Here is an 18,348-nt window from a genome sequence, read left to right as displayed (position 1 = left end):
GGGGGCAATAATGGACTGGCTGACAACGGAAGAGGCTCTTGCCGTTCTTCAGACAAAACCCCAGACTCTTTACGCAAATGTGAGTCGTGGCCGCATCCGTTCCAAGCCATTGCCTGATGATCCCAGACGCAGCCTCTACAGATCGGAGGATGTCCATGGTCTGGCTGGTAGACGCCCAGGTCGCAAGAGAGACAGTGTTGTAGCCGCCGATACCATTCGTTGGGGCCTTCCGATCATGCGTTCGGGCATTTCGACCATTATCGATGGCCGCCTGCTCTATCGCGGCTGTGACGCCGCCGAACTGTCGGAAACAGCTACACTGGAAGATGTGGCTGCATTGCTGTGGCAGATGAATTTTGACAGTATTAGCGGCGGTTACACCAACGTGAATCTTGACAACTGCCAGACCAGTAACGCGCCACTGGAGCGGCTTTTTACTGTTTTCGGAGTTCGCGCTGCGAATGATCTGCCTAGTTCTGGACGCTCCACAGCGGTCCTGCAACGGGAAGCTTTCGGTTTATTGCAGCTATTCCACGATACCGTTCTTGGCGTTCCTTCATCCAATATTCCAATGCATGAGCGCATCGCTTTAACCTGGAAAAAGCCGCAAGCTAGCGATGTGATCCGACGTGTTCTGGTGCTTCTCGCAGACCATGAATTGAATGCATCGGCATTCGCCACGCGCGTTGCTGCATCGACAGGAGCGCCGCTTTCCGCGGCAGTTCTTGCCGGATTATCAACATTGATCGGCCCACGACATGGACGCGCTGCCACCGCGGCAACAGCTATTGTTGCGCAGACGCGACAAATGGGGGCGGACGCGGCAATCAAGGACCAGCTCAGGCAAGGTATACAATTCCACTTCTTTGGCCATCCTCTCTATCGCGAAACTGGGGATATTCGCGCCTTGACATTGCTGGAATATCTGGAGCTACCTGTCCCGTATCGCGACCTGGAACAAAGCGCTGCGGACATCCTCGGCGAAAAACCGAATGTCGATTTCGCACTTGCAGCTATCACAGAAATCTATGATCTCCCGCCGGACGCGCCACTGTTTCTGTTCGCGCTCGCACGCATCGCGGGATGGCTCGCCCATGCACTGGAACAAGCTGATAATGGATCACTTATCCGACCGAGGGCGGAATTCACCCCGCCCCTTGAATAGAGACGTTCACCAAATATTGTTCGCTAGGATAGCGCTTTATAACTGTAAAAGGTGGACATATACACCCGTGAACCAGAATCCGGTTGATCGGAGCGCTTGCTTGGTGGCATGTCTTAAAAAACTTGAACAAATGCGAGGATCGAGCCGTGGACTTGGGCCTGAAGGGTCGAAAAGCAATTGTGTGCGCTTCCAGCAAGGGCCTTGGACGGGCCTGCGCAGAGGCACTCGCCGAAGCTGGGTGTGATTTGGTTCTCAACGGGCGAAATGAGGAAACCCTCACCGAAGCAGCGGAGAAAATTCGCAAGACATTCGGCGTAAACGTTAAGGCCGTCGCTGCAGACGTATCTACCGCTGAAGGACAGGCAGATCTGCTTTTGGCCTGTTCCGCGCCGGACATTCTCGTGAACAATAATGGCGGTCCAGCCTTCAAGGATTTCCGGCTCCTTGATCGTGACGCAATCCTTCAAGGTGTGACACAAAATATGGTTACACCCATAGAGCTTATCAAAGCTGTGATCGATGGGATGGTCGAGCGCCGTTTTGGCCGTATCGTCAACATCACATCGACATCAGTATACGCTCCTATTCCCGGCCTGGATCTCTCATCAGGAGCCCGCGCAGGCCTGACGGCATTTCTTGCTGGCGTCGCCCGTACGGTCGCCGCATCCAATGTGACGATCAACAACATCCTTCCCGGTGCGTTCGACACGGATCGCCTTCGTAACGGTTTTGCATTCTCCGCCCAGAAGAACGGCACAACACCAGACGCGGAAGCGGCGAAGCGCGCATCATCGATTCCCGCCGGACGGATTGGTCAACCGAAGGAATTCGGTCAGGCCTGTGCCTTTCTTTGCTCGGAACATTCCGGGTTCATTACCGGGCAGAATCTCGTTATCGATGGCGGCGCATATCAGAGTGCGTTTTAACAGCATCAAACGATAGATCTGCAAATTTGGAAAAACTCATTCTCGAAAACGGGCCTACTGAGATTTGAGCCGATAGACTAAGAACAATAATGGCCCGGTGTGCGGAAGCGGCATACAGAATCTGTATGCGAATACCGCGCCTCCACGTGCAAACGAGCTCCTGCCCTGCACGAAAGATTTTTGGAAAGCGATGCGACCATGACCAAGAAAACACCTTCCACTTCCCGTTCGGATTTCGATGAAGCAGCTCTGTTCTTCCACCGTTATCCGAAGCCCGGAAAGCTGGAAATTCAGGCGACAAAGCCCCTTGGCAACCAGCGCGATCTGGCGCTGGCCTATTCGCCCGGTGTAGCGGCTCCCTGCCTTGCAATCCATGAAGATCCAGCAACGGCCGCCGAATATACGGCCCGCGGCAATCTCGTTGCTGTTGTATCGAACGGAACTGCGGTACTGGGCCTCGGTAATATCGGCGCGCTTGCGTCCAAACCGGTCATGGAAGGCAAGGCTGTCCTTTTCAAGAAATTCGCCGACATCGACGTGTTTGACATTGAAATCGACGCCCATGAAATCGGTCGCATTGTCGATGTTGTTGCCGCGTTGGAACCGACTTTCGGTGGTATCAATCTCGAAGATATCAAGGCACCGGAGTGCTTCGAGGTTGAAGAACAGCTTCGCGCGAAAATGAACATCCCTGTTTTCCATGACGATCAGCACGGCACGGCGATCATTGTTGCGTCGGCGGTTCTGAATGGTTTGGAACTCGCCGGCAAAAAAATCAGCGACGCAAAGATTGTTACCTCCGGTGCTGGCGCTGCGGCTCTTGCTTGTCTCAATCTCCTCGTCAACCTTGGTGCGAAACGCGAGAATATCTGGGTCTGTGATCTCGAAGGCGTTGTCTACGAAGGCCGCAACACGCTGATGGATCGCTGGAAGGAAGTTTACGCCCAGAAAACCGACGCACGAATTCTGGCTGACGTCATTGGCGGCGCCGACGTATTCCTTGGCCTTTCGGCGGCTGGTGTGCTGAAGCCCGAACTTCTGAAACAGATGGCTGAGAAGCCGCTCATCATGGCGCTTGCCAATCCCAAGCCTGAAATCATGCCGGAAGAAGCCCGTGAGGCCCGCGCTGACGCCATGATCTGTACCGGACGCTCGGATTATCCGAACCAGGTCAACAACGTTCTCTGCTTCCCTTATATCTTCCGTGGTGCGCTTGACGTCGGTGCGACTGCAATTAACGAAGAAATGAAGCTTGCTGCCGTTCGCGCCATTGCCGCGCTTGCTCGTGAGGAACCTTCGGATGTCGCGGCGCGCGCTTATTCAGGCGATACGCCCACGTTCGGGCCTGACTATATCATTCCTTCGCCGTTCGATCAGCGTCTTATCCTGCGTATTGCCCCGGCAGTGGCGAAAGCTGCGATGGAAACAGGTGTTGCGACGCGCCCAATCGAAGACATGGAGGCCTATCTCGACCGCTTGAACCGCTTCGTCTTCCGCTCCGGTCTCATCATGAAGCCGGTCTTTGCTGCGGCCCGCGCACAAGAAAAGCCGAAACGCGTCATTTATGCCGATGGTGAAGATGAGCGCGTGCTGCGTGCGGCTCAAGTCGTGATCGAAGAACGCATCGCTGCTCCGATTCTCGTCGGACGCCCTCAGGTTATTGAAACACGCTTGCGTCGCTACGGCCTCAAGATCCGCCCTGGAACAGATTTCGAACTCATCAATCCTGAAGACGATCCACGCTATCGCGACTATGTCGATCTTTATCTGTCCTATACCGGCAGACAAGGCGTGACGCCGGAAGCTGCGCGTACCATCGTACGCACGAACTCGACCGCAATTGCCGCTCTGGCCGTTATGCGCGATGAAGCCGACGCCATGATCTGCGGCCTTGAGGGCAGGTTCGAACGCCACCTTCGCGTCGTACGCCAGATCATCGGCAAAGTTCCCGGTATTCGTGACTATTCCGCCTTGAGCCTGTTGATTTCTCAGCGTGGCGCCCTCTTCCTCACAGACACTTATGTCAACGTCGAGCCGGGTGCGAACGAAATCGCGGAGATGGCGATTCTGGCTGCAAAGGAAATCAGCCGTTTTGGTATTGAGCCAAAGGCAGCGTTGGTATCGCATTCGAATTTCGGATCGAAAGAATCGGCCAGCGCAGAAAAGATGCGGGAAGCAGCAGCAATTCTCGCCGAGAAGGCACCGGAACTCGAATCCGACGGTGAAATGCATGGCGATTCTGCTCTTTCGCAGGCATTGCGTGATCGCGTATTCCCCAACTCCCGCCTGAAAGGTGAAGCCAATCTTCTTGTCTTCCCAAACCTCGATGCTGCTAACATCACGCTGAACGTGGTCAAGATGGTTACGGACGCTCTGCATGTAGGTCCAATTCTGCTTGGCGCGGCCCGCCCCGCACATATTCTCACGCCGTCGGTCACTTCGCGTGGTGTCGTCAATATGACTGCGCTCGCAGTCGTTGAAGCTTTGCAAAAATCAGGCGAAACCCTTCGTAAGAAGAAATAAAATAATAAATTAGATATAATTAATATATAAGCAAATAGCGGCGAGTGCGTTTAAATACACTCGCCGTTAGTATTTAATTTACTATATTTTTCAAACATGATGTGGCCAGCAACACCACGAGGTTATCATGTTTATTTTTCTATCGAGCCATAATAAATCTCTATTTTACTCAATATTTTTTATGATATCCGGTGTACTAGCTGGTTGTACAACTATACGCCCCACAGAAATGTGCACGCCCACCGAACAAAAGCAGCTTAAGAAACAGCTCCTCGTTACTCAATCGCTTCTAGATCGCAAGGAAATGGATCTTTCTCGTTTGAGAAAAACAATTACTGAGGATCGCTGCTTGGGAGGCGTGTTTACGCCCGCTGTAAAATCTTCGCAGTGTACAACATTGTTGACAAGAACGGACCGACTGGCAACTGAGACACAAACATTACGCGAACGCCTCCATGAACTGAACATGGCACTGGCTGGACGTCCGTCACCGTCCAGGCATGTCAAATCGTGCAAGGTTTCCTGGGTTGTATTACATAAGAAACCACAAGCAAAAACTGCACATGTGCCGCAACGGAAGATCGCCAAGCCGAGCGCCGAATTGACCAGCAAAATCACATTGCCCGCCTACGCATCTCCTAATCCTGTCGAAGCGGAGAAAGTGGAGTTCTCATCTTCCGCGACCGTGCAAACTGTGAATACACCAACCTATGTGGCGCCTGTCACGCCAACGCTACCTATGGAGCGCTCTTATACGACGAACACAAAAGTCAGGCTTGTCGGGTCAGAGTTTTTTCAGGACCAATCAACACCAGCAATTCAGCCAGTTCCGGCCCATGCACCTGCCCCGTAAGTGCTAGCCGTAAGGGCATGAAAAGATTCTTGCCTTTGCGTCCTGTCGCAGCCTTCACTGTTTCAGTCCAGACTTTCCATGTTTGATGATCCCAGGGAGCAGGCGGCAGAAGGGCGAATGCCTCTTTCACGAAAGCGCGATCCTCTTCGGACAGGTCTGGAGCTTCCGGTAAATCACCTTCGACGATAGACCACCAACGCGCCGCATCCTTGAAACGATCAAGGTTTGCCCGCACCGCCAGCCAGAAGGGTTCAGCTTTGTCGCCGGAAATGCCCAACATCGCAAGACGTGGCTGGGCTTCCCAAAACGGCATCTCGTGCAGAAGGGCGCGATTGAGCGTATCCAGTTCTGCAGGATCGAATTTTGCTGAAGACTTCGATATCGAGGCCAGATCAAAACGTTCGGCCAGACTTTCCATATTGGGTGCAGCCGCAACATTTTCCGATGTGCCAATCAGAATGGCAAGCGAGGCGACCGCCATGGGCTCGAAACCAGCCTCGCGCAACGATCCGACAGATAGAGCCCCCGTTCGTTTTGAAAGCCCCTCACCTGAAATTGTGGTCAGCAAATTGTGGTGCCCGAAAATCGGGGCCTTGGCTCCGAGTGCTTCGAAGATTGAAATTTGTACACCGGTGTTGGTTACGTGATCGTCACCGCGAATGATATGTGTAACGCCAAGATCGATATCATCGACCACTGATGGCAGCGTGTAGAGATAAGTGCCGTCCTCACGCACCAGTACCGGATCAGACATTGACGCCAGATCAACGGTCTGCGGGCCACGAACCAGATCGTCCCAGTGAACCTCCGTGCGCTTGGTATTGAACGGATCAGCATCGAAATTCGGCAAGAGAAAACGCCAATGCGGTTTACGCCCTTCGGCTTCAAAGGCGGCTTTCTCTTCTTCGGTGAGCTTCAGGCCTTCACGGCCATATACCGGCGGCAGTCGACGAGCCAGACGCAACTTGCGGCGGCGCTCCAGTTCCTCGGCTGTCTCATAACAGGCATATAGTAAACCGGCCTGTTTGAGCTTTTCCACGGCCTCGCCATAAACGTCGAAACGTTTTGACTGATATTCAACACGATCAGGTTTGACACCGAGCCAATCAAGATCGACAGTAATTGCCTGCGCGTATTCGTCCTTGGATCGTTCGACATCAGTGTCGTCATAGCGCAAAATGAATTTGCCGCCATTCTTCTGCGCGAAAAGCCAGTTTGAAAGCGCTGTGCGCGTATTGCCAATATGAATATAGCCCGTCGGCGACGGAGCAAAACGAACGGTTACGGTCATTTTATTATCTTTCAACGGTCGCGGAAGCGGTTCGTTATAGGGTAACGGCGATCGCGTCCGAAATTCTTCTTGGTAATTTTGACACCTGGTGCCGATTGCCGACGCTTATACTCAGCCAGATAGAGCAAATGCTCGATTCGTTGTACAGTTTCGAGCGAATGTCCACGTGCAGCGATCTCGGTGTTACTCATCTCGTTTTCGACAAGGCATTCAAGAATATCGTCCAGAAGCGGATAGGGTGGCAAACTATCCTGGTCGGTCTGATTTTCACGCAGTTCGGCAGACGGTGCCTTGGAAATGATATTATGCGGGATCACCTCGCCCGAGGGACCAAGCGCCCCATTTGGCACATGACTGTTACGCCATTCCGACATCGCATAGACCTGCATCTTATAGACGTCTTTGATCGGATTGAAACCGCCGTTCATATCGCCATAAAGCGTCGCATATCCCACGGACATTTCAGACTTATTGCCAGTGGTGACGACCATCGAACCAAACTTGTTCGAAACAGCCATCAGAATGGTGCCACGTGCGCGGCTCTGCAGATTTTCTTCGGTAACCCCGCTCTCGGTGCCCACGAATAGTGGATGCAGTGCTTCCAGAAAGCCTTCAACTGGCGCAGCGATAGGAACAATATCGTATCGAACGCCGAGCGCTTTGGCGCAATCGGCTGCATCTTTCAGAGAGTCTTCGGATGTGTAGCGATAAGGCAGCATGATGCAACGCACACGTTCCTTACCCAAGGCATCAACACCCAGAGCCGCACAGATTGCCGAGTCAATGCCGCCGGAAAGCCCGAGCACCACGTCCTTGAAACCGTTCTTGTTCACATAATCCCGCAGTCCCAGCACACAGGCGGAATAATCAGCCTCCAGTCCTTCTGGAAGAATGGTCTTCTCGCCTTCCTCACAGCGCCAATCGCCATTCTCTCTGTGCCAGACGGTCAGCGTAATCTGCTCGGCGAACTGCGGCATTTGCAGACAGAGCGACCGGTCTGCGTTGAATGCGAACGATCCGCCATCGAAAACCAGCTCGTCCTGCCCGCCAATCTGATTGGCATAAACCATCGGCAGCTCGGTTTCGATCACCTGCTTGAGGACAACCTGATGCCGCCGATCCATCTTGGCGCGATGATAGGGTGAGCCATTTGGAACGAGCAGAATTTCCGCACCGCTCTCGGCCAGCGTTTCCGCCACACCGAGATCGCCCCAGATATCCTCGCAGATCGGAACCCCGATACGAACGCCGCGGAAATTGATCGGACCCGGCATCGGGCCAGGCTGAAACACCCGCTTCTCATCGAACTCGCCATAGTTCGGCAAATCAACCTTGAACCGTTCGGCGATGATTTCACCACCGTCAAGCACGGCAATTGAGTTATGCAAACCGCTTTCACGGCTAAGTGGTGTTCCAATGATGACCCCCGGCCCACCATCGGCAGTGTCACCGGCTAGTTCGCGAACAGCGTTTTCGCATGCAGCGAGAAAGGACGGCTTCAGAACCAGATCCTCCGGCGGATAGCCAGAAATGAACAATTCTGTAAACAGAATGAGATCAGCCTTCATCCTGGCAGCTTCGGCGCGCGCGGTGCGTGCCTTTACCAGGTTTCCGGCGATATCGCCCATGACGGGATTAAGCTGCGCAACAGCAATACGGAGCATGGCAAGATTCTCGTGAGAGGCTAACATGCCCCAGCTTTAGCGCGCTTGGGCAAGCAAATGCAACGGATGCTATCGATCAACCACTCTGTTTGTCAGGCCAGATAGGTAATGACGAGGATGTAGCCCCAAACCGCGACGACGAACACAATGGAAATCAGAACGGCGAGAGAGCCGCAGTCTTTTGCAATCTGAATTTCCTTGTGAAAATCCCGCGAGACGGCATCGCAGGTCGCCTCGATACCGGTGTTCAAAACTTCCACGAGGATAAGAAACAGGATCGATCCCGTCATGAAGAAGAAAGCAAGCCAGGTCGGCGCAAGAAAAAATGCGACCGGCAGGGATAGAAGAAACAGCACCAATTCCTGCTGAACGGCCTTCTCATGTCCCGCAAGATATTTCAGTGCCCGCATGGAATTAAGGAAAGCCAGAAAAATGCGCTGCATCATACCCTCAATCAAACTGGCTACAGGATCGGCCCCAAAATCGGAATGGATTGTCGGAAAGCACGATGCGTAGATACAATAGGTTAGAGCGTCGTGCATCCGTCCGGACGCACGACGCTCTAAGGCAATCAATAGGTGAGTTTTGCCGAAAAGCAACAGGGCGGAGATCGAAACCTCCGCCCTGCAAGCTCTACAATATGCGAAACAGGTCAGGCACTTGCAACCTGTTTGTCAGCGCCGGCATCGCGCTCTTTCTTGAGCAGCTCAGCCAGCAGGAACGCCAGTTCCAGCGCCTGATCGGCATTCAGACGCGGATCGCAATGCGTGTGGTAACGGTCATGCAGATCCTCGGCAGAGATCGCACGTGCGCCGCCGGTGCATTCCGTCACGTTCTTGCCGGTCATTTCGATATGGATACCGCCCGGATGCGTACCTTCGGCGCGATGAATCGCGAAGAAAGACTCCACTTCCTTGAGGATGCGGTCGAACGGACGCGTCTTGTAGCCACCTGCGGTGATCGTATTGCCATGCATCGGATCGCATGACCACACCACCTTGCGGCCTTCCTTCTCGACGGCCTGGATAAGCTGCGGCAGGTGATCACCAACCTTGTCGTAGCCAAAGCGTGCAATCAGCGTCAGGCGCCCGGCTTCATTTTCCGGGTTCAGAAGATCGATCAGGCGAATAAGATCATCCGGCTGCAAAGACGGGCCGCACTTGAGGCCAAGCGGGTTCTTGATGCCGCGACAGTATTCAATATGCGCATGATCGGCCTGACGTGTGCGGTCGCCGATCCAGATCATGTGGCCGGACGTGCCGTACCAGTCGCCGGAAGTCGAGTCCACGCGGGTCAGCGCTTCTTCATATCCAAGAAGCAGCGCTTCATGGCTAGTGTAGAAATCAGTTTCACGCAGCGAATGATTGCTATCCGCAGTAATCCCGATTGCACGCATGAAGTTCATGGTTTCGGAAATACGCTGTGCCAAGGCTGCGTAGCGTTCTGCCTGCGGGCTCTTGCCGACAAAGCCGAGCATCCACTGGTGAACGTTCTCCAGATTTGCGTAACCGCCCTGAGCGAATGCACGCAACAGGTTAAGAGTCGCCGCCGACTGGCGGTATGCCATATCCTGACGCTGCGGATCTGGAATGCGCGATGCGGAGTCGAATTCGATACCGTTGATGATATCACCACGGTAGGACGGCAGCTCCACGCCATTCAGCGTTTCCATGTCCGACGAGCGTGGCTTGGCGAACTGACCGGCAATACGTCCGACCTTCACGACAGGCTTCGAAGCGCCGAATGTGAGCACGACAGCCATCTGAAGAAAGACGCGGAAAAAGTCGCGGATATTATCCGCGCCGTGTTCAGCGAAACTTTCAGCGCAATCACCGCCCTGAAGCAGAAATGCCTTGCCTTCCGCTACGTCAGCCAGTTGCTGCTTGAGTTTGCGTGCTTCACCTGCAAAAACCAGCGGCGGATAGGTGCGAAGACGGGCCTCAACGTCGTTCAGAGCCTGTGCGTCTGGATAAAACGGCACTTGCTTGATCGGTTTGTTTCTCCAGGAATGTGGGGTCCAGTTCTTCGTCATTTGAGCACCTGTTTGCTTCTATCCGCTCGATTTCTCTCGGATTATATCCTCCTTACACGAATGCCGGAATTCCTTAACGGACAGCCGACATCTGACAAAGATGACAGCCTGCCCCGGAAACCCGGCGTGCGTGACCGCGCTGATATAATGCAGCCTGAGACTTTATGCCAGCAATATTCGTTAACCGGACAAACCGGCTGCGAAAGATTTAGCCGTCGACTTTTTCACCATTCACAACACGATAGGTCGGCTTGTACATGGTCACCAATTCCTCGGCTGCTGTTGGGTGAACGGCCATTGTCCGGTCAAAGTCATCTTTGGTCGCACCAGACTTGAGCGAGATACCCAGAAGCTGAGCCATTTCACCCGCGTCGGGTCCCATTATATGAGCACCGACAACACGGCGGCTTGCTGCATCGACGATGAGCTTCATCAGCATTTTTTCATTGCGACCGGAAAGCGTGTTCTTCATCGGCCGGAATAGCGCTCTGTAAACCTCAACTTCCGGATACTTCTTCGCGGCCTCATCTTCGGGCAAACCAACCGTGCCAATTTCTGGCTGCGAGAAGACGGCGGTCGCGATCAATTCATGATCCGGCTTCGTCGGATTATCCTTAAAAGCAGTTTCGAGGAAGCACATGGCTTCGTGGATTGCCACCGGTGTTAGCTGGACCCGGTTTGTAACATCACCCACTGCCCAGATATTCGCGATATTGGTACGCGAATATTCATCGACGGGGATGGCACCAAGTTCGTCCACCTGCACACCAGCTCTTTCCAGCCCGAGACCGGTCGTGTTGGCCCTGCGCCCGATAGCCATCATAGCTTGGCCGGCTAACAGTGTTTCGCCGTTGTTCAGCGAGATTTTCAGCTTACCGTCAGACTGCTTCTCAACCTTTTCGAAAACGGCTCCGCAAATAATGCGGATGCCCTTTGCTTCCATCGTTTCGTGCAAAAGATGGCGCAGGTCCAGATCAAAACGGGAGAGAATTTCCTTGCCTCGGTAGACAAGCGTGGTCTCGACACCGAGACCATGGAATATGTTCGCGAACTCAACTGCAATGTATCCACCACCTGCAATAACGATTGCCTTCGGTAGTTCAGCGAGATGAAACGCTTCATTGGAACTGATGCAGTGTTCGTGTCCAGTCATGGTTTCGGGCATGCTTGGATGACCGCCCGTCGCAATCAATATCTGGTCCGCCGTCACGCGTCGACCATCTGCTTTCAACTCTATGGTATGTTCATCGATAAGTTCGGCGCGGCTGGCAAAAATCTCAACTTCGGAGTTCTGAAGTCCCTTGGTATAGAGCCCCTCAAGCCGGGTGATTTCCTTATCCTTAGCATTGATCAGCTTCTTCCAATCGAATGCTGATGCACCAACATCCCAGCCGTAACCGGCTGCATCCTCAAAATATTCGGGAAATTGCGAAGCGTAGACGAAAAGCTTTTTTGGCACGCAACCGCGAATAACGCAGGTCCCTCCCATGCGGTATTCTTCCGCAAGACCGACCTTTTTCCCCATCGCCCCGGCAAGACGTGCTGCCCGAACACCGCCGGAACCGCCGCCGACAACAAATAGATCAAAGTCGAATCCGGTCATGGGTTTCTCCAATAAAACATTACGTTGTCCGATATGTAAGCAAAAGAAAAAGCCCGGCCAAGAGACCGGGCTTACAAATTCCGCGTTACCGCAACAAATTACTACTGTGCAGGCTGTGCTGGAGCTGCTGCAGCGCCAGCCTGAGCAGCCAGAACCTCAGCTACACTGGTCGCCAGATCACGGGCGATGCCGTTCTGCCAGATGTTGGCCGCCTTCACGACTTCACGCGTCACGATCGGCCCCTCCGACAGAAGCTTCTTGCCTGCTGACGACGCATAGAATGCTGCAATGGCCTTCAGTTCGTCTTCCGAGAACGCTTTCGCATAGGCGCGCGCGGATTCGGTTTCAAGGTCCGCGCGACGGGACGCCAGAGCAAGAGCCTTGTCATCGACTGTTTTGGTGATGAGCGCTTCCAGATTCGGATCCTTCTGGATCAGCTCACCCTTCAGGGCGCGCGCTGCATTCGGCAGAATTTCGTCGAACTGCGCGGTAGCATCAATTGCAGAAATTGCAGCACGGGCAGCTTCCAAATGAGCTTCTGTGATTTCCTGTGCGGATGCCGCATGAATGCCCGACATCAGTACGAGCGCGGAAAACGGTGCAATCAGACGGCGAAAGCCAGTTGCCGGGATCATATGGTCAGTACTCCGTTTAATCAGTTCAAGACCGGTTCATGGTGCGGATGCCGTCGTTGCCGGCAATCACTGCCGCACGCGCCAGTCCGATGAAAAGTCCGTGCTCGACAACGCCTGGAATTGCGAAGAGAGCGTCAGATAGTGTCTTTGGATCGGGAATGCGGCCAAAAGATGCATCCACGATATAATGCCCACCATCCGTTACGAAGGGTGAGCCATCTTTTAAACGCAGCGCCAGCGGGCCTGCAAGGCCGCACTTTGCAGCTACCTCTTCAATCGCGCGCATGGTAGCGCCGAGACCGAAACGATTGACTTCCACAGGTAGGGGAAAACGCCCTAGCGTCTCGACTACCTTCGAACCATCAGCAATAACGATCATGGCATCCGACGCGGCAGCCACGATCTTTTCGCGAAGAAGAGCTCCACCGCCGCCCTTGATGAGCGAGAGGTTAGTATCGACTTCGTCAGCGCCATCTACGGTAAGATCGAGATGAGGCGTTTCATCAAGCGTCGTAAGCGGAACGCCGAGTTCCTCGCAAAGTTTCGCGGTGCGTTCGGAGGTGGGCACTCCAATGATCTTGAAGCCGTTACCTACCTTCTCGGCAAGCAGCCGCACGAATTCCTCGGCCGTCGAACCAGTACCAATCCCCAAACGCATTCCGTCTTTGACGTGCGTGAGTGCTTCTGCGGCGGCTGCGATTTTCAGCTTGCGAGCTTCGTCCATACCCAAATTCCCGATAGTCCCCAGCGGATTCTCATTATGGTCCGGTTCGCCTCTAGCATGCGGGCGCTGCACAACAAAGCAACTATTCGAACTATGACGCAGAATTTCGGCTTTTGAGCACATCCCGAAAGGCGTGAAACTGTCTTCGGACATGATACGCGTTCAAAAAACCGTTAGAATGCCAATCTCATTTCATCTGATCGAATCGCGTTCCAAGCAAATCTGATCGCAAGGTTGAGCCGAAGACGACAATCAGATAGGAATGCCCCATTCCCCATTTACCCACGAGAAGCTAATGTCTGCCGCCAATCCCAAGCCCATCATCGTTTTTGATCTCGACGGAACACTTGTCGATACAGCACCGGACCTTCTCGACAGCCTTAATCACTGCCTCGCAATATCGGGCCTGAAAACGGCGGATCGTGAATCGTTGCGGAGATTTGTCGGCCAGGGCGGGCGCGTCATGATCGAGCGCGCCTTTGCCGCACAGCAGAAACAGACCAATGAAGCACAGCTCGATAATCTCGTTGAAGAATTTCGCGAGCATTATGCAGATAACATGCCTGGACACTCGACCTTCTTCCCAGGTGTTCTGGAGGCGATGGACCGCTTCTCGGCACACGGTTACGAACTGGCAGTTTGCACGAACAAGTTTGAGGCTTTATCGGTCAAACTCCTGACTTCAATGGGTGAAGCCGGGCGATTTGGTGCGATTTGCGGCGCTGATACTTTCGCCTATCGCAAGCCCGATCCGCGTCATCTCACCGAGACCATCGCGCGGGCCGGCGGCAATCGCGAACGGGCAATCATGGTTGGGGATAGCCGAACTGATATCGACACTGCGAAGGCGGCTGGCATTCCAGTGGTTGCCGTCGATTTCGGATATACTGATCTTCCCGTACAGCATTACGATCCAAGCCACGTTATCTCTCATTTCAACGAGTTTACCCTCGAAATGGCTGGGCAACTCATCGATGCGGTTACTGCCGCCGTATAAGGGAGATTGAAAAATGATTGCGCAGCGTTTCCTTATATTTGGCACTATTTTCTTAGCCATCATATCAACTGCGTCTGCGAATGAAAGATCGCCGGGCCTGCCCGGTGTGCAGCCGCCGAAGCCTATTGTGTCCGCCCCGCCTCCTGCTCCTGAACCGAACCAGACGCCGAACGGCAACTGGAAGAACTTTCGTATCGGCAATACAGATGTTTCGGTCTCTGGAAGCATCACCGTTGACGTCGGCACAAAAAACAGCCGAACGTCCGGTCGTTAATTTCGGGAAGATCGCTCTAACGCCGACAAAACCTTAGGAAGTTGAGCAGGCAGATCGTCGGCGATAAGGCCATGACCGAAGCGACGCGCAGCGTCTGCATGCATCCATACCGACGCACAGGCAGCGACGAATGCAGGCATGCCCTGTGCAAGCAGGCCACAGACTATACCCGTCAGCACGTCGCCTGATCCTGCCGTCGCCAGCAACGGTGTTCCATTGGCATTAACTACAGCCAGCCCCTCCGGTTCAGCGATCACGGTATCAGGCCCTTTATATACAATGACTGCATTGGCGCGCCTTGCAGCCTCACGCGCCTTTCCGATCTTCGAGGTCGAGTTCTTTGCAATATCAGGGAACAGTCGCCGGAATTCTCCTTCGTGCGGTGTAAGCACGAGCGCAGTCTCGGCACCCTGCCGCTTTTCGAATAGCTCATCTGGATTCCGTTCAAAGGCCGTGATGCCGTCGGCATCCAGAACCAGCCCACGAAACCCTTCCAGCCTGCTGCTTGCGAGTAACAAGGCATGTTCGCGCACAAAAGTCGGATTTCCATAACCCGGACCGAGCACCGCTGCAGCAACCTTGCGTTCGGAAAGGAACTGCCGAGCATCTCTCAAACCACGAGTTTCACGAACCATGATACTGGTCAGATGAGCCGCGTTCACCGCCATGGCGTCGGGCGGAGACAAAAGCGTTACCGCACCCGCACCACTACGAGCTGCCGCAAGAGCTGACAGGCGTGCCGCGCCCGTCGAATGAGCCCCGCCGGAAAACACCGCGACATGGCCACGACTATATTTGTAAGCCTCAGTGCCAAGAACCGGCAACGTGCTTTCCCAAAGCTCAGGAGCATTCTCGAAAGTGCGCGGTTCGATTGTTGCAAGTATGTGATCTGGAATACCGATATCCGTGACATGGAGAACACCGCAATGCGCCCTTCCCGGCTGCAGCAGGTGGCCGGGCTTCTTGCGAAAGAACGTGACTGTCGCGCGCGCGCGGATCGCCGTTCCGAGGATGCCACCGCCTTCACCAGATATGCCGCTTGGCAAATCAACTGCCACAACAGGCAGATCAGAGGCATTCACCGCATCAATTGCTACAGCTTCGGCCCCGTGAATGTCTCGAGCCAATCCTGCGCCGAATAGAGCATCGACTACACCTCCAAAACTCGCGGTCGAAAATTCGTTGAAGTTGGTCGCAGGTCCCTTGTAGAAAAGCGATGCGCGCATGGCATCAGAACCTTTCCGAGGGGGAGTTGATGCGAAGCATACAACCTCCAATCCCGCTTCCAGTAGAAACTGTGCGGCAACGTAACCGTCGCCGCCATTGTTGCCGGGTCCGCACAGAACAGCGACAGGCGCATTACGGGGAAACATCCGCTGCGCGACATCCGCAACCGCTCGCCCTGCCGCGAGCATCAGCGAGAAACCATCCTTGATACCGGTCTCGATCGTCTGGCGATCCGCTTCTGCCATTTCCTGCGGAGTCAGCAACTCGTACATCGCGTACCTTTTCAACACGGGTTGTCTATGTGATTAAATACGCGGCACTTCACTTTATGCAAGCCCGCCCTCTTTTGATGCAAAATGACTAAATTTTAGGCAGAAAAACCAGGTCAATATGGCCTATTTCATACTTGCCGACATAGTGGCGCTTGCGCAAGCATCACGAATAGTGCCACTCTGCCTTGGAATGAAGGAAACTGAAGAAATTTCTTACACCCACTTCAAACTGGCACACTTCATGCTTCTCTATTGGTGAAACGAGCACAATGCTCATTTCCGAAGAAGAGCGGAGACCATTCTCTGATGAAAAAGATCGAAGCCATCATTAAGCCCTTCAAGCTGGATGAAGTGAAGGAAGCCCTTCAGGAAGTCGGCTTGCAGGGGATCACTGTCATCGAAGCCAAGGGCTTTGGGCGACAAAAAGGTCATACCGAACTTTACCGCGGCGCCGAATATGTCGTCGACTTTCTTCCCAAGGTGAAAGTTGAGGTCATCGTCGCTGACGAAACCGTGGACGGTGCTATTGAAGCCATCCGCAAGGCTGCCCAGACGGGACGCATCGGCGATGGTAAGATTTTCGTCTCCAATATCGAAGAAGTTATTCGTATCCGTACCGGTGAATCCGGCGTGGATGCCATCTGATAAGAGCTGCGTACAATCCATCGTCGTGCAAACAGGATACCAAAATGACGACTGCCAATGACATTCTGAAACAGATCAAAGACAACGACATCAAGTTTGTTGACCTGCGCTTCACCGATCCCAAGGGCAAGCTGCATCACGTCACGATGGATATTGGCCTCGTAGACGAAGAAATGTTCGAAGACGGCGTCATGTTTGACGGTTCTTCGATCGGTGGCTGGAAGGCCATCAATGAATCCGATATGGTTCTCATGCCGGATCCTGAAACAGCTCACATCGATCCATTCTTCGCTCAGTCCACGCTGGTCATTCTCTGCGATATCCTTGATCCGATTTCGGGTGAAGCCTATGGCCGCGATCCTCGCACGACTGCAAAGAAAGCCGAAGCCTACATGAAGTCGCTCGGCATCGGCGACACTGTTTATGTTGGCCCGGAAGCTGAATTCTTCGTATTCGACGACGTCAAGTACAAGGTCGATCCGTTCAACACCGGCTTCAAGCTCGACTCGACCGAACTGCCATCGAACGACGATACCGATTACGAAACCGGCAATCTCGGCCACCGTCCACGCGTCAAGGGTGGTTACTTCCCGGTTCCGCCGATCGACAGTGCGCAGGATATGCGTTCAGAAATGCTCACTGTTTTGACGGAAATGGGCGTAACCGTTGAAAAGCACCACCACGAAGTGGCTTCGGCTCAGCATGAACTGGGTGTGAAGTTCGACACGCTCGTTCGCAACGCCGACAAGATGCAGATCTACAAGTATGTTGTGCATCAGGTTGCCAATGCCTACGGCAAGACTGCAACCTTCATGCCAAAGCCGGTTTTCGGCGACAACGGTTCGGGTATGCACGTTCACTTCTCGATCTGGAAAGACGGCAAGCCAACCTTCGCTGGTAACGAATATGCCGGCCTGTCGGAAAACTGCCTGTACTTCATCGGCGGCGTCATCAAGCACGCCAAGGCCGTGAACGCATTCACCAACCCATCGACCAACTCCTACAAGCGTCTGGTCCCCGGTTACGAAGCTCCGGTTTTGCTGGCTTACTCGGCTCGCAACCGTTCGGCTTCCTGCCGTATCCCATTCGGCTCGTCGCCGAAGTCGAAGCGCCTTGAAGTTCGCTTTCCAGATCCGGCAGCAAACCCATATCTCTGCTTTGCAGCGCTGCTGATGGCTGGTCTTGACGGTATCAAGAACAAGATCCACCCTGGTCAGGCCATGGACAAGGATCTCTACGATCTGCCTGCAAAGGAACTCAAGAAGATCCCAACCGTTTGCGGATCGCTTCGCGAAGCGCTGCAGTCGCTCGACAAGGATCGCGAGTTCCTCAAGGCTGGCGGCGTATTCGAAGATGACCAGATCGACAGCTTCATTGAACTCAAGATGGCCGAAGTGCTGCGTTACGAAACGACGCCGCATCCGGTCGAGTACGACATGTACTACTCGGTTTAAGAAAACTGCGCGGGCGCCAATCCGTCCGCGCAATTTCTTGTGTTTTTACCGAGGGGAACGACG

General features: G+C 53.9%; 16 protein-coding genes. 8 read left to right on the top strand and 8 right to left on the bottom strand.

Going from position 1 to position 18,348, the window contains the following annotated elements; all coding sequences use genetic code 11:
• Positions 1-10: 10 nt before the first annotated feature.
• From ACYSN1_RS00825 to ACYSN1_RS00810, 4 genes are all read left to right on the top strand, one after another.
• Positions 11-1,165, top strand: coding sequence for a citrate synthase (locus ACYSN1_RS00825; RefSeq protein ID WP_461724012.1), 1,155 nt, complete (start codon positions 11-13; stop codon positions 1,163-1,165).
• Between the two features lie 146 nt (positions 1,166-1,311).
• The gene (locus ACYSN1_RS00820) at positions 1,312-2,091 is read left to right on the top strand and encodes an SDR family oxidoreductase (RefSeq protein ID WP_461724011.1); all 780 of its coding nucleotides are present in this window, start codon (positions 1,312-1,314) and stop codon (positions 2,089-2,091) included.
• Between the two features lie 198 nt (positions 2,092-2,289).
• Complete coding sequence (locus ACYSN1_RS00815) at positions 2,290-4,614, top strand: NADP-dependent malic enzyme (RefSeq protein WP_461724010.1); 2,325 nt, start codon at positions 2,290-2,292, stop codon at positions 4,612-4,614.
• Positions 4,615-4,741: 127 nt separating this feature from the next.
• Positions 4,742-5,467, top strand: coding sequence for a hypothetical protein (locus ACYSN1_RS00810; protein ID WP_461724009.1), 726 nt, complete (start codon positions 4,742-4,744; stop codon positions 5,465-5,467).
• On the opposite strand, the gene gltX is transcribed toward ACYSN1_RS00810, so the two are convergent.
• From gltX to rpiA, 7 genes are all read right to left on the bottom strand, one after another.
• On the bottom strand, positions 5,385-6,758 hold the full coding sequence (gltX, locus tag ACYSN1_RS00805; RefSeq protein ID WP_461724008.1) for a glutamate--tRNA ligase: 1,374 nt from the start codon (positions 6,756-6,758) through the stop codon (positions 5,385-5,387). The two genes, ACYSN1_RS00810 and gltX, sit on opposite strands and share 83 nt — an antisense overlap.
• Positions 6,759-6,769: 11 nt before the next feature.
• Positions 6,770-8,449, bottom strand: a complete 1,680-nt coding sequence (locus ACYSN1_RS00800) for an NAD+ synthase (protein WP_461724007.1) — start codon at positions 8,447-8,449, stop codon at positions 6,770-6,772.
• A gap of 65 nt (positions 8,450-8,514) precedes the next feature.
• A complete protein-coding gene (locus tag ACYSN1_RS00795) occupies positions 8,515-8,865 on the bottom strand; it encodes a diacylglycerol kinase (protein WP_461725237.1) in 351 nt (116 codons plus the stop codon).
• 209 nt (positions 8,866-9,074) lie between these two features.
• Positions 9,075-10,454: a class II 3-deoxy-7-phosphoheptulonate synthase gene (locus tag ACYSN1_RS00790; protein ID WP_461724006.1), complete on the bottom strand. Its 1,380-nt coding sequence runs from the start codon at positions 10,452-10,454 to the stop codon at positions 9,075-9,077.
• Between the two features lie 208 nt (positions 10,455-10,662).
• Complete coding sequence (gene gor / locus ACYSN1_RS00785; RefSeq protein ID WP_461724005.1) at positions 10,663-12,057, bottom strand: glutathione-disulfide reductase; 1,395 nt, start codon at positions 12,055-12,057, stop codon at positions 10,663-10,665.
• 101 nt (positions 12,058-12,158) lie between these two features.
• A complete protein-coding gene (locus ACYSN1_RS00780; protein WP_461724004.1) occupies positions 12,159-12,692 on the bottom strand; it encodes a DUF2059 domain-containing protein in 534 nt (177 codons plus the stop codon).
• A 25-nt stretch (positions 12,693-12,717) separates the two neighbouring features.
• Entirely contained in the window at positions 12,718-13,416 is a 699-nt protein-coding gene (gene rpiA / locus ACYSN1_RS00775) for a ribose-5-phosphate isomerase RpiA (RefSeq protein ID WP_140021346.1), read from the bottom strand.
• Positions 13,417-13,711: 295 nt separating this feature from the next.
• Between rpiA and ACYSN1_RS00770 the strand changes: the two genes are divergently transcribed.
• Both ACYSN1_RS00770 and ACYSN1_RS00765 read left to right on the top strand, forming a co-directional pair.
• A complete protein-coding gene (locus ACYSN1_RS00770) occupies positions 13,712-14,413 on the top strand; it encodes an HAD family hydrolase (protein WP_461724003.1) in 702 nt (233 codons plus the stop codon).
• A 13-nt stretch (positions 14,414-14,426) separates the two neighbouring features.
• Positions 14,427-14,687: a hypothetical protein gene (locus ACYSN1_RS00765; RefSeq protein WP_461724002.1), complete on the top strand. Its 261-nt coding sequence runs from the start codon at positions 14,427-14,429 to the stop codon at positions 14,685-14,687.
• On the opposite strand, the gene ACYSN1_RS00760 is transcribed toward ACYSN1_RS00765, so the two are convergent.
• The gene (locus ACYSN1_RS00760) at positions 14,684-16,186 is read right to left on the bottom strand and encodes an NAD(P)H-hydrate dehydratase (RefSeq protein ID WP_461724001.1); all 1,503 of its coding nucleotides are present in this window, start codon (positions 16,184-16,186) and stop codon (positions 14,684-14,686) included. The two genes, ACYSN1_RS00765 and ACYSN1_RS00760, sit on opposite strands and share 4 nt — an antisense overlap.
• Before the next feature lie 306 nt (positions 16,187-16,492).
• On the opposite strand from ACYSN1_RS00760, the gene ACYSN1_RS00755 reads away from it, so the two are divergent.
• Both ACYSN1_RS00755 and glnA read left to right on the top strand, forming a co-directional pair.
• Positions 16,493-16,831 (top strand): P-II family nitrogen regulator, encoded by a 339-nt coding sequence (locus ACYSN1_RS00755; RefSeq protein ID WP_007874909.1) that lies wholly within the window; start codon positions 16,493-16,495, stop codon positions 16,829-16,831.
• Positions 16,832-16,875: 44 nt separating this feature from the next.
• Positions 16,876-18,285 carry a type I glutamate--ammonia ligase gene (glnA, locus tag ACYSN1_RS00750; RefSeq protein ID WP_461724000.1) on the top strand — a complete coding sequence of 470 codons (1,410 nt, stop codon included), beginning with the start codon at positions 16,876-16,878 and terminating at the stop codon, positions 18,283-18,285.
• Positions 18,286-18,348: the final 63 nt, after the last annotated feature.

The organism is Brucella sp. LJL56, assembly GCF_054871705.1.
Note: the sequence above shows the minus strand (reverse complement) of the source record. Positions and strands in the feature narration are given on the sequence as shown.

Coding starts and splice junctions, on each gene's coding strand:
- ACYSN1_RS00825 (WP_461724012.1), top strand. CDS start 11: ATGGACTGGCTGACAACGGAAGAGGCTCTTGCCGTTCTTCAGACAAAA.
- ACYSN1_RS00815 (WP_461724010.1), top strand. CDS start 2,290: ATGACCAAGAAAACACCTTCCACTTCCCGTTCGGATTTCGATGAAGCA.
- ACYSN1_RS00810 (WP_461724009.1), top strand. CDS start 4,742: ATGTTTATTTTTCTATCGAGCCATAATAAATCTCTATTTTACTCAATA.
- gltX (WP_461724008.1), bottom strand. CDS start 6,758: ATGACCGTAACCGTTCGTTTTGCTCCGTCGCCGACGGGCTATATTCAT.
- ACYSN1_RS00800 (WP_461724007.1), bottom strand. CDS start 8,449: ATGTTAGCCTCTCACGAGAATCTTGCCATGCTCCGTATTGCTGTTGCG.
- ACYSN1_RS00795 (WP_461725237.1), bottom strand. CDS start 8,865: ATGCAGCGCATTTTTCTGGCTTTCCTTAATTCCATGCGGGCACTGAAA.
- ACYSN1_RS00790 (WP_461724006.1), bottom strand. CDS start 10,454: ATGACGAAGAACTGGACCCCACATTCCTGGAGAAACAAACCGATCAAG.
- gor (WP_461724005.1), bottom strand. CDS start 12,057: ATGACCGGATTCGACTTTGATCTATTTGTTGTCGGCGGCGGTTCCGGC.
- ACYSN1_RS00780 (WP_461724004.1), bottom strand. CDS start 12,692: ATGATCCCGGCAACTGGCTTTCGCCGTCTGATTGCACCGTTTTCCGCG.
- rpiA (WP_140021346.1), bottom strand. CDS start 13,416: ATGGACGAAGCTCGCAAGCTGAAAATCGCAGCCGCCGCAGAAGCACTC.
- ACYSN1_RS00770 (WP_461724003.1), top strand. CDS start 13,712: ATGTCTGCCGCCAATCCCAAGCCCATCATCGTTTTTGATCTCGACGGA.
- ACYSN1_RS00765 (WP_461724002.1), top strand. CDS start 14,427: ATGATTGCGCAGCGTTTCCTTATATTTGGCACTATTTTCTTAGCCATC.
- ACYSN1_RS00760 (WP_461724001.1), bottom strand. CDS start 16,186: ATGTACGAGTTGCTGACTCCGCAGGAAATGGCAGAAGCGGATCGCCAG.
- ACYSN1_RS00755 (WP_007874909.1), top strand. CDS start 16,493: ATGAAAAAGATCGAAGCCATCATTAAGCCCTTCAAGCTGGATGAAGTG.
- glnA (WP_461724000.1), top strand. CDS start 16,876: ATGACGACTGCCAATGACATTCTGAAACAGATCAAAGACAACGACATC.